Origin of the sequence: Fluctibacter halophilus (assembly GCF_020687825.1) — a bacterium.
In the GTDB taxonomy this organism is placed as follows: domain Bacteria; phylum Pseudomonadota; class Gammaproteobacteria; order Enterobacterales; family Alteromonadaceae; genus Fluctibacter; species Fluctibacter halophilus.
In genome coordinates this window covers 1,400,056-1,413,489 of the sequence record NZ_JAJEWP010000001.1, presented here as the reverse complement: position 1 = coordinate 1,413,489, position 13,434 = coordinate 1,400,056, and the positions used below count along the sequence as shown (strand labels likewise).

Genomic DNA, 13,434 nt, shown 5'->3' with positions numbered 1-13,434 from the left:
CAAACAAGGTGGTGAACTAACCAATGCGGAGTTTTAGCAATGCCTAAAATGAAAACCAACCGTGGAGCTGCCAAACGCTTTCGTAAAACAGCGTCTGGTCGTTTCAAGAGCAAACAGTCTCACTTGCGTCACATTCTGACCAAGAAGAGCTCTAAGCGTAAACGTCACTTGCGTGGCAAGAAATTGGCCCATGATGCAGATACAGCGTTGATCCAACGCATGCTGCCTTACGTGTAAGAGAGGAGACTGAATAATGGCAAGAGTAAAACGTGGCGTAATTGCACGTGCCCGTCATAAAAAGGTACTGAAGCAAGCCAAAGGTTACTACGGTGCTCGTAGTCGTGTTTATCGTGTTGCTGTCCAGGCAGTAACCAAAGCAGGTCAATATGCATACCGTGACCGTCGTCAGCGTAAGCGTCAATTCCGTCAACTGTGGATTGCACGTATCAACGCTGCTGCGCGTCAAAATGGCATGTCCTACAGCCGTTTCATCAACGGTCTGAAGAAAGCGTCTGTCGAAATCGATCGTAAGATCCTGGCCGACATCGCGGTACATGACAAAAATGCATTCAGCGCACTGGTCGAAGCGGCCAAAGGCGCACTGGCTTAATATTTAACATTAAGTTTAAGTTCTTTCGGGAAACGGCGAGCAGGATGCTCGCCGTTTTTCGTTTCAGCGCTTGAAAAAGTCACCTATGCTGTGTTTATCACTGACAACAACCAAACGGGTCGTGCATGCTGACAGCGCTTGAAACCTATCTTCCCTTGATCATCGGTGTCGTGTGTATTGTCACTGTCCTCGGGCTGGCTCACTGGTTACTGATTGCTCGCTTTCCCGACATGGGCAACGAACAGAAATTTCCCCGACAGTTGAGCATGTTGGTACTGACATTGTGTGCGGTGGTGGCCCTTTTGTTTCTGTTACCCATCCAGGACAGCTCACGTAATCAATTGATAGGGCTGTTGGGTATTCTGATTTCCGGGATGCTGGCCTTTTCCTCTACCACCGTGTTGTCCAACCTGATGGCAGGGTTGTTGCTGCGATTCACCAAGCCGTTTCAGGTCGGCGACTACGTGCGTATTGGCGAGTATGCCGGTCGTATCTCGGAGCGCGGCCTGTTCGATGTGGAGATCCAGACTGAGTCGCGGGAACTGATCGCCGTGCCAAACACCGTGTGTATCAGTCAGCCGGTCACCACAGTTCGTCGTTCCGGCACCATCATTTCGGCAACATTGTCGTTGGGATATGACGTTGATCGCCGCCAAATCGAAACCTGTTTGATGGGCGCCGCCACGGCCACGGGTCTTCAGGAACCCTTTGTGCATATTCTGGCGCTGAACGATTTTTCGGTGACCTATCGGGTTGCCGGGCTGCTGGAAGATGCCAAACAGCTAATTTCTACCCGTTCTTCGCTGTACGGTCAGGTGTTGGATAGCCTGCACGGAGCCGGTATTGAAATTGTATCGCCCGGGTTCATGAACCAACGTCCATTGACACCCGAGCAAAAAATATTGCCGCCTTCGCAGGCCGGCAAAAAGCAGGAAACGGTGGCGCCGACGGCTGAAACACTGGCGTTTGATAAAGCGGAACAGGCTGAGGCTCAGGAACGGGAAAAAGCCGAGCTGACTGAGACACTGCAGCAGTTACAAAGCGACGTAAAAACGGCATCCGATGGGGAACAAAAGCAGCGTTTGCAACACCGTGTCGATGCCCTCAAAGCCCGCCTGGAACACCTGAATCAATCCATAGAAGACAGTGACGCTGCGCACAAGACGGTTACAACACCTTAGCCGCGGCTCTTAAAGTGTGGTAGCAGCGGTTTGAAGGCTGGATGGCGGGCATCGCCCATCAATTCGTACAAACACATTTCAACACCGGTCACCCCGATCCCTAACCTTGCCATACGTTGCATGGCAATACGGTGATCGTCGCCAAGACGTGAGCCACAGGCATCAGCAACAACCTCAACCTCGAATCCATGTTGTTGCAGGCCTCTGGCACTTTGATACACACAAACGTGGGCTTCCATACCACACACCAACCACTGTTTGCGGTTGGCGCTGTTGACATGCTCCAGTACTTGCTGGTTGTCGCAGGCATTGAAGGTGTGTTTGTTGAGTGGCGGGATATCCGGCAGCAATTGGCTAATATGGTCGTTCACCGGGCCGAGCTTATCCGGTTCATGGGCAACCAGAATGATCGGTAATCCCAGGTGCTTAGCCCCTACGATCAGGGTTTTGATATTGGTCAGGCATTGTTCGGCGTTATTGACCCGGTGGGCGAGGGCGCCTTGGACATCAATGATCATTAAACCAGTATGTTGGTCATTCAGCATCCGGGACTCCTGCGTTATCGCTACTTTTTCAGTGTCCCTGATCCAACGTCCCACGACAACCCAAACCGGTTCAGGATTTGTTACACCTTGGACTGGAATGTGGCAGGCGTGTCAGGCAAGCTAAGTATTACCGTCACCGGGCTAAACCCGCGGGCACAATGAATACATTTGAGGAGTGCATTATCGCAGCACGACGTACATTGACATTGCGAGCTTATGTAAAGCAACGCAATGGTGTGCCGCTGGGGGGCAAGGGGTCATTAGGCAATATGCTGTATCGCTCCCTGGGTGCATCCAGTTTTGCGGGTTTCTGGCGCTACTGGAATCCGATATGGGGCTACTATCTGGGACGTTACAGTTATGCGCCATTGCGTCGCTGGATACCCGATGCGCCGGCATTGTTACTAACCTTCGCCCTCAGTGGTGCGGTACATGACCTGGCCGTTGCACTGCTGCGGGGCAAATGGGATCTGCTGTTTACCCTGTGGTTCAGTATCATGGCATCGGTGGTCATTGTAACGGAACAACTGAAGCTCTCCAGCCAAGGTTGGCCCGTGGCAGCACGCATGTTTCTCAATCTGTTTTGGATGGGTTCAACCCTGACATTGACCTGGCACGTGTTGCCAGCGTTGACTTGGTAACCGTTTTATTTGGCAGGTACCGGTTGCAACGGAGGGCTTCGTCGGGGCCGCAACCGATACCTGTATTGCCTGTTTAACTAGCGATAGCTTGCCCTTGAGCAGCGCGCGCGGATTGGGTCAGGTGAACCAACTGCTTGCGAACGTCTGAGGTTGAAAGACACGGTTCGGCAAAAGGGATATACACGGTTGTATCGCCGGTGCGTATATAGCAACCTTCCGCAATCACGTCGACCATGGTGGGGCTGTGGTCGGAACGCCCGGTCTGATGGTTGAGGATCAGAGACAAGGCGTCAACATGATCGTCGTTCATGTGTGCAATCATGTGTTTTGCATCTTCAATTGACCATTCGGGCGCAAGAGCACACCATTCTTCGGGCTCCAGCCAGAAGATTTTGCCAAAACCGCCAATATACCGTACCCGCACAATCTCCATACGCCACATGCAAAAATCGTGGGCTTTGCTGTACTCCTTGGCATCAGGGAAGTGCTGCAGGTAGGTTGCAAGTGCTGCGTCGTGTTCCTTTCCAGTCAAGCGTTGTGCATCGCCTACCAGCGTTACCCTGGCCTGGGTGTTCTGATCGGCGTCGTCAACCTGGCGAAATACCGTCAGACTCATTTTATTGTCGTGAGTAAGGTTTCTGGCGTGTTGTGCAATATCACTGATGAAAAAGTATGCTCGACCTCGACTGTCAGTGTAATACGGTGTGACGGATCCAAACGGATAGCCACGCAAGTTGTAAGACAGGCTGGACACGACGCCTGTTCGACAGCGACGTACCAGTGTTTTGGCTTCATTCAGTGCCGTTTTTCGCATAAGGATACTCCTGTGGTTCAGAAAAAATGATCGGGCGGTTCAGGGTAGGGTGTTGGCTGATGTGCATCGGTGTGTGATAGGCATCCATCAGTGTGTTTTGGGTCAACACTTCAGCAGTGCTTCCCATGGCCAGTAGTTCTCCCTGTTTCAGTAGCATGATGTGATCGGCGTAACAGGATGCCAGATTCAGGTCGTGCAGAATGACGACTGCCGTATTGCCTTTATCAACAAACGTCCTCGTATGATTGAGGACACGATGCTGATGATGTAAATCCAATGCTGACGTCGGTTCGTCCAGCAGCAGTAAACGGCCTTGGCAATCGTCTGATAAACCATTGACCTGTGTCAGGCATCGGGCGAAATGGACCCGTTGCAGCTCTCCGCCTGACAGGTTGTCTGTGTGTCGATCGGTCAGATTCAGCAGTTGTAAGGCTTCAAGATAATGCAATGCTTGCTGCCAACGGTGATCCGCCGTTTCATCATGAGGGGTGCGCCCCATCGCCACCAGTTCCGGCAAACTGAAACCGAACGGCAAGGCGTGTTGCTGCTGCATAAAGGCGCGCTGTTGTGCTAATGCTTTATCTGCCCACCTATCCAGACCGCGCTGATGGAAACGTACCTCGCCGTCATAGGGTGTTAATCCGCTGATGGCACTCAGTAAGGTGGATTTGCCTGCGCCGTTTTCACCCAATATGACCCACAGTTCGCCGGGCCGAAAACAGACGTTTATGTTGTTGAGTAGTGTGCGATGATGACGAGTGACACTCAGACCACAAACTTCAAGCATGCTGCACTCCTTGTTGGCGATGAAGCAAATAGATGAACAAAGGTGCGCCAAGAAAGGCTGTAATAATACCAATGGGCAGCTCTGCCGGAGTGACCACAATCCGGGCCAGCCAATCTGCCAACAGCATAACAACCGCCCCGGTCAATACACTGATTGGCATCAGTGCGCTGAGATGACTACCCACGAGCAGACGACACATGTGTGGCACAACCAAGCCGATAAATCCGATCAGGCCACTGACTGCGACAGCGGCACCGACACCTAACGCAACCAGCAACACCGTATGGGATTTCAGACGTGCAATGTTGACGCCAAGGCTACGCGCTTCATGTTCACCTAACAGCAATAAACTTAGAGGCTCGCGTAATCGCAGCAACCCGATGATGGCGACGAGGAACAGGGGGAGGGCGCTGAAAAGCCCATGCCAACTGGCACCGGCCAGCGACCCCATGGTCCAGTAGTTGATTAACCGAAGCGCACCGTCATTGGCGTAGAAACTGATCAGTCCAATCAGTGCAAAACCCAGTGCATTGACGGCGACCCCGACCAAAATCAGCGTGGTTACCTGCACATGACCGCCTCTGCGTGATAAGTGATAAACCAGTAATGTGGTGAGCAATGCACCAAAAAATGCGGTGATCGGTAGCCATAGGTCGGCACTAAACCCCAGGCGATTGGCAAACGCGATCGTTGCGACAGCAAACACGGCGGCGCCACTACTGACCCCGATGATAGAGGGATCCGCCAGCGGGTTTCTGCATAACGCCTGTGTGGCTGCGCCGGTTTGCGCAAGTAACGCTCCTATGCACACAGCCAGAAGAAAACGGGGTAAGCGAATGTGCATGACGACGTTGTGTTGCAGTGTACTGAACTGGTCAAATCCGGACGGGTACAACCAGGCTATTGCCAATTGCCAGTCCCAACCGGCGGGTCCGAATCCGAGCGATAACAGCGCACAACCCAGTAATAAGCCACACAACGCAACGTAGTAGCGCAGCGTGAGTGACAACCGAGGGGAGCCGAGGTGCAGGACTTGCCCCGTCACGGTAATGACGCCTGTGTCGTGACGAAAGCGTTGAGGGTGCTGATCCCCTCAGGTAAGCGCGGTGTCATTCCCAGTGATATCAGGCCATCCATGATCAGCACGTTGCATTGTTGCGCCGCGGGTAACAGAGCAAGGACGGGCAGGTCGCACAACGCTTGCTGACCGCCAAGGCTCGCAACCATATGATCCGGTACGACCAAAAAGTCTGGGTTGGCCAGGAGCAGGGCTTCGCGGTTAATGGCTTTGAAACCCTGGTGTGTATCTGCAACATTGTGGATCCCAACGTAGCTGAAAAGCAAGGCAGGTACCGTGTCCTGTCCTGCCGCAATCAGTCCACGATCGCTGGCACTGAGCAAATACAGACCTTTGTGATTGCCCATTGGCAATCCTGCCGGAAGTTGTTGTTGTAATTGACGAACCAGTGCATGGGCCTGTTCAGTGCGATGGATATCCTTGCCGATGCGGCGGATAAGGCTAAACAAGCCGTCAGGGTCGAGCGGTTTCGGGTACACAATGACCTCAACGCCGGCAGCGACAAGCTGGTCCAGTACCTGTTGACGACCTGCACCCTCAATGGTTAACAAACGATGGGGGTCCATCGCCAGGATCCCCTCAGCAGCAAGATCACGATAATAACCGATACGTGGCCGTTGCGTGGCTTCTCGTGGGTAGGTGCTGGATTGATCGGTGGCAACAACCTGTTGGCCAGCGCCCAGCGTGAAGACGATTTCTGTAATTGTCCCACCTGCCGTCACCAATCTGTCAGCCCACGCCACCATTGGTAGTGCCAACAAGCCCAGAGACATCAGCAGCATTCGCAGTTGTTTCACACATATTTCCTTTTCATTGCCCGTTGTTGGGGAAACAGTATACCGATCTAAATGCAAATGAAAATAGTTATCGTTTCACTTGATCATTTTCACTCGGTCTGGTTACACTGAAATACGCAAATGATAATAATTCTCAACTAGGAGCTTGCATGAAATTTACTCACCGTGGTGGTGTAGCGTTAGCGGTCGCATTGGTGTGCAGTGGTGCACATGCGGATGATTTTGACGGTGAAACCCTTGTCGTGTCCGGTGCACGCATTGACCAGCCGTTAGAAGATGTGGTCGGCAGCGTTTCGGTAATCGACGATTCCACCATCGAGCATCAAATGGCCAATGATTTGCAGTCGTTGTTTCGCTATGACCCCAGCATAACTTCAACCGGCGCAGGTTTGTCACCGCAAACGCTGACCGTGCGTGGCATCGGTGGAAACCGGTTGGTGTACATCAAAGATGGACGTCGCAGCAATGATGGCTATGCCGGAGGTGGGGGTTATCTGGTCGGACGGGGCTACTTTGATACCGACGGCATACAGCAGGTTGAGGTGGCCAAAGGGGCGGCATCATCTTTGTATGGCTCCGATGGTATCGGTGGGATTGTGGTTGTAACCACCAAAGATCCCGCTGACTACCTGACCAATAAAGATCATCACAGCGCGGTGTCGTTGGGCTATGACGGACAGGACAATCAGCGTCACGCTAACCTTACCGGCGCTGTAAGATTGGATGACTGGCAATTGAGTGCGGTATTAACCCATCGGGAAAGCGCTGCTGCACAGAACTATTCTCAAACCCTGCCTGACTATGATGCGCGATCCGACAGTGTTTTGCTCAAAGGGACTTATTCGCTGGATAAACACCGTAGCGTCAAAGTGACGTTGGATCACTATACTCAGTCCAATGAGCAGGTATTGGAAGCAGGCGCTAACCAAACCGATGATGAGGACGTTAGCAGCGCTTTGAGTCTGGACTATGCTTCAACGGCACCGGCGATGTTGTGGGACGGTTGGCAAGGGCAACTGTATGTGAGTCGCTATACCCAGGACAGCAACCAGATACGCGCCGCCAGTGGCGGTGCAACGGACTTCAATGACTATCGCTTCGAGCAGGACATTGTTGGTTTTAGGGGAGTATTTAATCTGGATATCGAGCAACAACAGATGTCTCATGCTTTGGTGTATGGCCTGGACCTGGATGTGTATGAGACACGACGTCCCCGCTGGAAGACCCAACGGGATGCTGAGGGCAACCTGGTGTTTGAACGTCAGCGCCAAGCAGCATTCCCCGGCGCTGATACCACCATGGCCGGGGTATTTTTGCAGGATACCATCAACATGGGCCAATGGCGTTGGGTGTTAGGTGGACGCTTGGATCATTATGCCCTGAACGCCATTAACGACCCTTTGTACGACAATGCTGCCATGCAGGACATTCGCGAAACGGCCTTTTCACCCAAACTGGCCGTGCGTTATACCGTTAATCCTCAGTTGTCGGCCTATATCCAGTATGTTCAAGGGTTTAAAATTCCTCCCCACGACCAAGCCTATCAGAGTCATGGCGTTGAACCGTTTTATCGCATCCTGCCTAATCCGGCGCTGAATGCGGAGGAAAGTGAAACCGTCGAAGCCGGTGTGCAATGGTACGGAGATGATGTGCATTGGAAAGTTGCAGCCTACTACAGCAAATTTGATAATTTTATTGAAACTGCTTTGGTGGGTACCGAACCGACCTATATTCCCGGCGTTAATACATTAATTTATCAGTACCAGAACATTGCACAGACACGCATTAACGGTGTTGAGTTGTCGAGTCAATGGTGGCTTGGCCAAGACCTGACCGTGACGATGAATCTTGCGTACAGCGACGGCGAAAACAACGACACAGACCAACCGCTGACCAGTATCAGTCCGCTACAGGGCAGTGTGCTGCTCAGTCAACAGTGGCAACAATGGCAACTTACAGGTGCGTTGCGTTTTGCCAGAGCGATGAACGATGTGCCTGACGATAGTTCTGGCAACGCCCTGATCAAAAGCCATGGCTGGGGTGTGCTGGACGTTTTTGCCAGCTATCGCACCGAGGATTGGCAACTGACGTTTGGGATCGACAATCTGCTCGACAAGGAATATGTGCCTTACGAGCGGATTGCTGGTCAGGCACAAGGTACGGCGTTAGAGCAATATACCCAACCTGGTCGTAATGTGTCAGCTCGTGTCAGATACACCTTCTGACCCAGTGACCACACCGTGACACTAAAAAGCGCCCCTTTTTCGGGGCGCTTTGCGTTTTTCTCATCCGTCGTATTGATGAATTTGCCGCCGTATCGGGCGGTTTTGCGCGTTTCCAAAGTGTGCGACTTTGTGTAGAATGGCCGGTCGATTTTTTTGATTAACTTTTTCAGGGGATGGTCGCTCAAAGACCAATCACCGACCTAATCCAATATTGGGGACACTATGGATCTTGATGCCATCATCAATCAGGCGCAAGCGCAAATCAATCAAGCGCAGGACGGCAACACCCTCGACGCCGTGCGCGTTGAATTCATGGGCAAAAAAGGCAAGCTAACGGACTTGCTCAAGGGGCTGGGTAAACTCTCTGCAGAAGAGCGCCCGGCTGCTGGACAGAAAATCAATCAGGCCAAGCAACAGATCCAGGCCCTGATCCAGGCCCGCGGAGATGCGTTACGCAGTGAAGAATTGAATGCCAAACTGGCGGCTGAGAAGATTGATGTGACGTTGCCGGGCAGAGGACTGTCTTTGGGGGGGCTGCACCCGGTAAGCCGCACCATTAAGCGCATTGAAAGCTTTTTCACCGAGTTGGGTTTTGAAACCAAAACCGGACCTGAAGTGGAAGATGGTTTCCATAATTTCGATGCGCTGAATATCCCCGACAATCATCCGGCTCGGGCCGATCACGACACCTTTTATTTTAACCCCGACGTGATGTTGCGTACCCAGACCTCTGGTGTACAAATTCGCACCATGGAAGTGGAACAGCCGCCACTGCGGATCATTTCCCCCGGACGTGTATACCGTAACGACTATGATCAGACCCACACGCCGATGTTTCACCAGGTTGAAGGCCTGATGGTTGACAAAAACGTGTCCTTCACCGAGCTGAAAGGGATCCTGCACGATTTCCTGAACAACTTCTTCGAAGAAGAATTGACCGTGCGTTTCCGTCCGTCGTACTTCCCGTTCACGGAACCTTCCGCTGAAGTGGATGTGATGCAGAAAGACGGTTCCTGGTTGGAAGTATTGGGTTGTGGCATGGTCCATCCAAATGTATTGCGTGCGGTAAACATTGACCCTGAGGAATACACCGGCTTTGCCTTTGGCATCGGTGTTGAGCGATTGACCATGGTTCGCTATGGCGTGAACGATTTACGCGCCTTTTTTGAAAACGATCTGCGCTTTTTGAAACAGTTCAAATAAGCGATTTCTGCAGCGACTATCGATTAATTCAGGGCACTGTCCCTGGGTGGGTATCGGCAACATACCTGCCTTAAAAACGGAATCTACGTAACAATGAAATTCAGTGAAAAGTGGTTAAGAGAGTGGGTTAACCCTGCAATAGACAGCCAGGCTCTGGCTGAGCAACTGAGCATGGCCGGTCTTGAGGTTGACGGCATCGAGCCGGTTGCAGGTGAGTTCAGTGGCGTATTGGTCGGCGAAGTGGTCGAGTGCGGTCAGCACCCCGATGCCGACAAGCTGCAGGTCACCAAAGTGTCTGTTGGCGGTGATGAGTTGCTCGATATTGTGTGCGGCGCTCCGAATTGCCGTCAGGGGCTTAAAGTGGCTGTTGCAACGGTGGGAGCCGTATTGCCCGGCGATTTCAAAATCAAGAAAGCCAAACTGCGTGGTCAGCCGTCGTTCGGCATGCTGTGCAGTTTTTCAGAGTTGGGTATTTCTGATGATCATGACGGCATTATGGAGTTGCCTGCTGATGCACCGGTAGGTACCGACCTGCGTGAATACCTGGGGCTGGACGATGTCACCATCGAAGTGGATTTAACCCCCAATCGCGCCGATTGCCTTGGCATGCGTGGGCTTGCACGAGAAGTGGGTGTGTTGAATCAGCTTGAAGTGTGTGAACCAACCATTGACCCGGTTGCCCCGGTCATCGATGAGACCCGCAACATTACGTTGCAGGCGCCTGATGCCTGTCCTCGCTATCTGGGCCGGGTTATCCGCAATATCAATCCAAGCCGTACGTCGCCATTATGGATGCAGGAAAAACTGCGCCGGGCAGGCGTCCGCAGCATCGATCCGGTCGTTGACGTGACTAACTATGTGCTGTTGGAGCTGGGTCATCCCATGCATGCATTTGATCTTGATAAGCTGGATGGCGATGTGGTGGTACGCATGGCCGAGCAGGGTGAGAAGCTGACCCTGTTGGACGGCGAAACGGTGACCTTGCAGGACAATACATTGCTCATCGCTGATCAGAACAAAGCGCTGGCCATGGCCGGTATCTTCGGCGGACTGGAATCCGGTGTCACTGAAAACAGTCAGCATATTTTCCTGGAAAGTGCATTTTTTGCCCCTGATGCGATCCGTGGTAAGGCGCGCCAATACGGTCTGCATACCGATGCGTCTCACCGCTATGAGCGTGGCGTGGATCCCCAATTGCAACGTACTGCGATGGAGCGGGCAACACAACTGCTGCTGGATATCGTTGGTGGCGAAGCCGGCCCCATTGTAGAGGCCGTCGATGAAAGCCACATTCCCGCGACTCGCCAGGTGGTGCTGCGTAACAGTCGCCTGCAGCGCTTGTTGGGTCTGGGCATTGCGCCCGATACAGTCACCGATATTCTGCGCCGCCTGGGCTTGAGTGTTGAGGCGAACGGTGAAGAATGGCATACCACCATTCCAGCCTATCGTTTCGATCTGGCCATCGAAGAGGATTTGATCGAAGAAGTGGCGCGGGTATATGGCTACAATAATATTCCGGAAGTGGCGCCGACCGCACGGTTAAAAATGACCACCCATCAGGAACAGGCGTTGCCGGTTGATGCCCTGAAGCAGGTGTTGGTTGATCGCGATTATCAGGAAGCCATTACCTATTCATTTGTTGATCCGAAAGCGCAAGCCTGTCTGTTCCCCGGACGGGAAGGTATGGTTCTGCCGCACCCGATTTCGTCCGACATGTCAGTGATGCGTCTGAGCGTTTGGCCAGGCTTATTGCAATCGGTATCCTACAACCAGAAACGTCAACAAGGTCGGGTCCGCCTGTTTGAAACCGGCTTGCGTTTCCTTCCTGATGCCGATGCGCCCATGGGCGTGCGTCAGGAGCCGGTTATAGGTGGTGTTATCACCGGTCTGCGTAGCCCGGAGCACTGGGATGGCGATGATGTCAGTGTTGATTTTTTCGATGCCAAAGGTGATGTACAGGCGATTTTGGCCGCGACCGCTGACAGCGCTCGATTCCATTTTGTTGCTGCTGAGCATGATGCGCTACACCCGGGACAAACCGCTGCGATCTACAACGGCGAACGTCTGGTGGGCTATGTTGGTGCGGTTCACCCACAACACGCCAAACCGTTGGGCTTAACCGGCAAAGTGTTCGTGTTTGAGCTGGAATTGGCCGGTTTGGGCCTGAAAAAGCTGCCTCAAGCGGCAGAAATTTCAAAATTTCCGTCCAATCGACGTGACATTGCCATCGTTGTGAAGGAAGATGTCAGTGTTGGCGATGTTTTATCATGCATTGAAAAATTTGGCGGAAATCAACTAGTTGGCCTAAACTTGTTCGATGTATACCAAGGGAAGGGAATTGCGGACGGTGACAAGAGCCTGGCAATTTCGCTGACATTGCAGGACACAACGAGAACGCTTGAAGAACATGAAATTCAGGCTGTAGTCGATGGCATTCTGGCCCAGTTGAGCAGTCAATTTGGGGCAACATTGAGGGATTGACGGTATGGCGTTAACCAAAGCCGACATGGCAGAACATCTATTCGAAAAGCTGGGTATGAACAAACGCGACGCTAAGGAATTGGTCGAGGCGTTTTTTGAGGAAGTGCGTGAAGCCCTTGAGCAAGGCGAGCAGGTAAAACTGTCGGGTTTTGGTAATTTTGACCTGCGGCAGAAAAATGAACGCCCGGGTCGTAACCCTAAAACCGGTGAAGACATTCCGATCAAAGCGCGTCGCGTGGTGACATTTCGCCCTGGGCAGAAACTCAAAAGCCGGGTCGAGAACACCAAGCCTTCGGCGTAATTGCGTTGTAGGTTCATCTACTCATTGAATAAAAGACGCACCTTCGGGTGCGTTTTTTTATACCGGAGACTGACTGAGCAGGTAAACCCCGAAACCGACGGTAAACAGAAAGGAGCCCCACACACTGTGCTCGATGACCACCATCAGGGTTGAGCGGGTTTGCAGGTAGCGGTAGCCAAACAGTACTCCCCCCAACAGACTTAACAGCATGGCAACACTGTTGCCGTACACACCGTGTACCAAGGCAAAGCTGAGGGTACTTATCAGCAGTCGTAGTCGTTTATCCGGCAAGATGTGCTTGTATCGGTGAAAAAAGTAGGTTCGGAAAATGATTTCCTGTGGCAACACGGAAATGATTGGATAGAGCAGCAGTGTCATCAACCAGAAGGTGGTGTGTTGCGTCGGCAGGCTGAGAAAAAGTTCCGGTGTCAGCCATAAACATCCGATCATGAGAACCGCAGCGCCGGGAACAAACAGCCACAGCATCCGCCGCAGGTCATGACCTAATGCCTCTGTGCGCCACAACCTGAAGCGCTTGAACGTTGTGTCCGACCACAGCAGCCAAAAGCAGACCATACCGACGGTGACCAGCACGGGCATCAGCCAACCTTGCAGTTGATCAACCCACACCACCATGGCAATGGGAGTCACAATAAACAGGCCAACTAATTCCAGCCAGCGTCGGTGGTGGGGTATCGGTAGGGTTTCGGCGATCATGGTATTAATAGTAGAATGTTTCATGGAAAGTTCATCGTTTTGTCACGCCACAAG

The 13,434-nt window shown here is 52.5% G+C and carries 14 protein-coding genes; 8 read left to right on the top strand and 6 right to left on the bottom strand.

Annotation, left to right across the window (positions count from 1 at the left end):
• The first annotated feature begins 39 nt into the window (after window positions 1–39).
• The 3 genes from rpmI to LJ739_RS06540 all read left to right on the top strand — a co-directional run bounded on the left by rpmI (window position 40) and on the right by LJ739_RS06540 (window position 1,791).
• Complete coding sequence (rpmI, locus tag LJ739_RS06550; RefSeq protein ID WP_229158282.1) at window positions 40–237, top strand: 50S ribosomal protein L35; 198 nt, start codon at window positions 40–42, stop codon at window positions 235–237.
• Between the two features lie 16 nt (window positions 238–253).
• Complete coding sequence (gene rplT / locus LJ739_RS06545; protein ID WP_229158280.1) at window positions 254–610, top strand: 50S ribosomal protein L20; 357 nt, start codon at window positions 254–256, stop codon at window positions 608–610.
• A 125-nt stretch (window positions 611–735) separates the two neighbouring features.
• Window positions 736–1,791 carry a mechanosensitive ion channel family protein gene (locus tag LJ739_RS06540; protein ID WP_229158277.1) on the top strand — a complete coding sequence of 352 codons (1,056 nt, stop codon included), beginning with the start codon at window positions 736–738 and terminating at the stop codon, window positions 1,789–1,791.
• Here the strand turns inward: LJ739_RS06540 and LJ739_RS06535 are convergent.
• Window positions 1,788–2,336 carry an isochorismatase family protein gene (locus LJ739_RS06535; protein ID WP_229158275.1) on the bottom strand — a complete coding sequence of 183 codons (549 nt, stop codon included), beginning with the start codon at window positions 2,334–2,336 and terminating at the stop codon, window positions 1,788–1,790. The two genes, LJ739_RS06540 and LJ739_RS06535, sit on opposite strands and share 4 nt — an antisense overlap.
• A gap of 158 nt (window positions 2,337–2,494) precedes the next feature.
• On the opposite strand from LJ739_RS06535, the gene LJ739_RS06530 reads away from it, so the two are divergent.
• A complete protein-coding gene (locus LJ739_RS06530; RefSeq protein WP_229158273.1) occupies window positions 2,495–2,977 on the top strand; it encodes an MBOAT family O-acyltransferase in 483 nt (160 codons plus the stop codon).
• 73 nt (window positions 2,978–3,050) lie between these two features.
• On the opposite strand, the gene LJ739_RS06525 is transcribed toward LJ739_RS06530, so the two are convergent.
• Genes LJ739_RS06525 through LJ739_RS06510 form a run of 4 tightly spaced genes read right to left on the bottom strand, consistent with a single transcriptional unit; the run spans window position 3,051 to window position 6,453 of the window.
• The gene (locus tag LJ739_RS06525) at window positions 3,051–3,791 is read right to left on the bottom strand and encodes a HugZ family pyridoxamine 5'-phosphate oxidase (protein WP_229158271.1); all 741 of its coding nucleotides are present in this window, start codon (window positions 3,789–3,791) and stop codon (window positions 3,051–3,053) included.
• Entirely contained in the window at window positions 3,769–4,578 is an 810-nt protein-coding gene (locus LJ739_RS06520; RefSeq protein WP_229158269.1) for a heme ABC transporter ATP-binding protein, read from the bottom strand. Before LJ739_RS06520 ends, LJ739_RS06525 begins: the two co-directional genes overlap by 23 nt.
• Window positions 4,571–5,623 (bottom strand): FecCD family ABC transporter permease, encoded by a 1,053-nt coding sequence (locus LJ739_RS06515; RefSeq protein ID WP_229158267.1) that lies wholly within the window; start codon window positions 5,621–5,623, stop codon window positions 4,571–4,573. The genes LJ739_RS06520 and LJ739_RS06515 overlap by 8 nt, the downstream gene beginning before the upstream one ends.
• Entirely contained in the window at window positions 5,620–6,453 is an 834-nt protein-coding gene (locus tag LJ739_RS06510) for a heme/hemin ABC transporter substrate-binding protein (RefSeq protein WP_229158265.1), read from the bottom strand. Before LJ739_RS06510 ends, LJ739_RS06515 begins: the two co-directional genes overlap by 4 nt.
• Before the next feature lie 149 nt (window positions 6,454–6,602).
• Here LJ739_RS06510 and LJ739_RS06505 point away from each other — a divergent pair, with 149 nt between their 5' ends.
• The 4 genes from LJ739_RS06505 to LJ739_RS06490 all read left to right on the top strand — a co-directional run bounded on the left by LJ739_RS06505 (window position 6,603) and on the right by LJ739_RS06490 (window position 12,663).
• Window positions 6,603–8,678, top strand: coding sequence for a TonB-dependent hemoglobin/transferrin/lactoferrin family receptor (locus tag LJ739_RS06505; RefSeq protein ID WP_229158262.1), 2,076 nt, complete (start codon window positions 6,603–6,605; stop codon window positions 8,676–8,678).
• 222 nt (window positions 8,679–8,900) lie between these two features.
• Window positions 8,901–9,881, top strand: coding sequence for a phenylalanine--tRNA ligase subunit alpha (pheS, locus tag LJ739_RS06500; protein ID WP_229158254.1), 981 nt, complete (start codon window positions 8,901–8,903; stop codon window positions 9,879–9,881).
• 93 nt (window positions 9,882–9,974) lie between these two features.
• Entirely contained in the window at window positions 9,975–12,362 is a 2,388-nt protein-coding gene (gene pheT / locus LJ739_RS06495; RefSeq protein WP_229158252.1) for a phenylalanine--tRNA ligase subunit beta, read from the top strand.
• Between the two features lie 4 nt (window positions 12,363–12,366).
• Window positions 12,367–12,663, top strand: coding sequence for an integration host factor subunit alpha (locus LJ739_RS06490; protein ID WP_229158250.1), 297 nt, complete (start codon window positions 12,367–12,369; stop codon window positions 12,661–12,663).
• Window positions 12,664–12,720: 57 nt separating this feature from the next.
• Here the strand turns inward: LJ739_RS06490 and LJ739_RS06485 are convergent, their stop codons facing one another.
• Window positions 12,721–13,404, bottom strand: a complete 684-nt coding sequence (locus tag LJ739_RS06485) for a CPBP family intramembrane glutamic endopeptidase (protein WP_229158247.1) — start codon at window positions 13,402–13,404, stop codon at window positions 12,721–12,723.
• Window positions 13,405–13,434 lie beyond the last annotated feature (30 nt).

Coding starts and splice junctions, on each gene's coding strand:
- rplT (WP_229158280.1), top strand. CDS start 254: ATGGCAAGAGTAAAACGTGGCGTAATTGCACGTGCCCGTCATAAAAAG.
- LJ739_RS06530 (WP_229158273.1), top strand. CDS start 2,495: ATGAATACATTTGAGGAGTGCATTATCGCAGCACGACGTACATTGACA.
- pheT (WP_229158252.1), top strand. CDS start 9,975: ATGAAATTCAGTGAAAAGTGGTTAAGAGAGTGGGTTAACCCTGCAATA.
- LJ739_RS06525 (WP_229158271.1), bottom strand. CDS start 3,791: ATGCGAAAAACGGCACTGAATGAAGCCAAAACACTGGTACGTCGCTGT.
- LJ739_RS06505 (WP_229158262.1), top strand. CDS start 6,603: ATGAAATTTACTCACCGTGGTGGTGTAGCGTTAGCGGTCGCATTGGTG.
- rpmI (WP_229158282.1), top strand. CDS start 40: ATGCCTAAAATGAAAACCAACCGTGGAGCTGCCAAACGCTTTCGTAAA.
- LJ739_RS06535 (WP_229158275.1), bottom strand. CDS start 2,336: ATGCTGAATGACCAACATACTGGTTTAATGATCATTGATGTCCAAGGC.
- LJ739_RS06540 (WP_229158277.1), top strand. CDS start 736: ATGCTGACAGCGCTTGAAACCTATCTTCCCTTGATCATCGGTGTCGTG.
- pheS (WP_229158254.1), top strand. CDS start 8,901: ATGGATCTTGATGCCATCATCAATCAGGCGCAAGCGCAAATCAATCAA.
- LJ739_RS06485 (WP_229158247.1), bottom strand. CDS start 13,404: ATGAAACATTCTACTATTAATACCATGATCGCCGAAACCCTACCGATA.
- LJ739_RS06520 (WP_229158269.1), bottom strand. CDS start 4,578: ATGCTTGAAGTTTGTGGTCTGAGTGTCACTCGTCATCATCGCACACTA.
- LJ739_RS06490 (WP_229158250.1), top strand. CDS start 12,367: ATGGCGTTAACCAAAGCCGACATGGCAGAACATCTATTCGAAAAGCTG.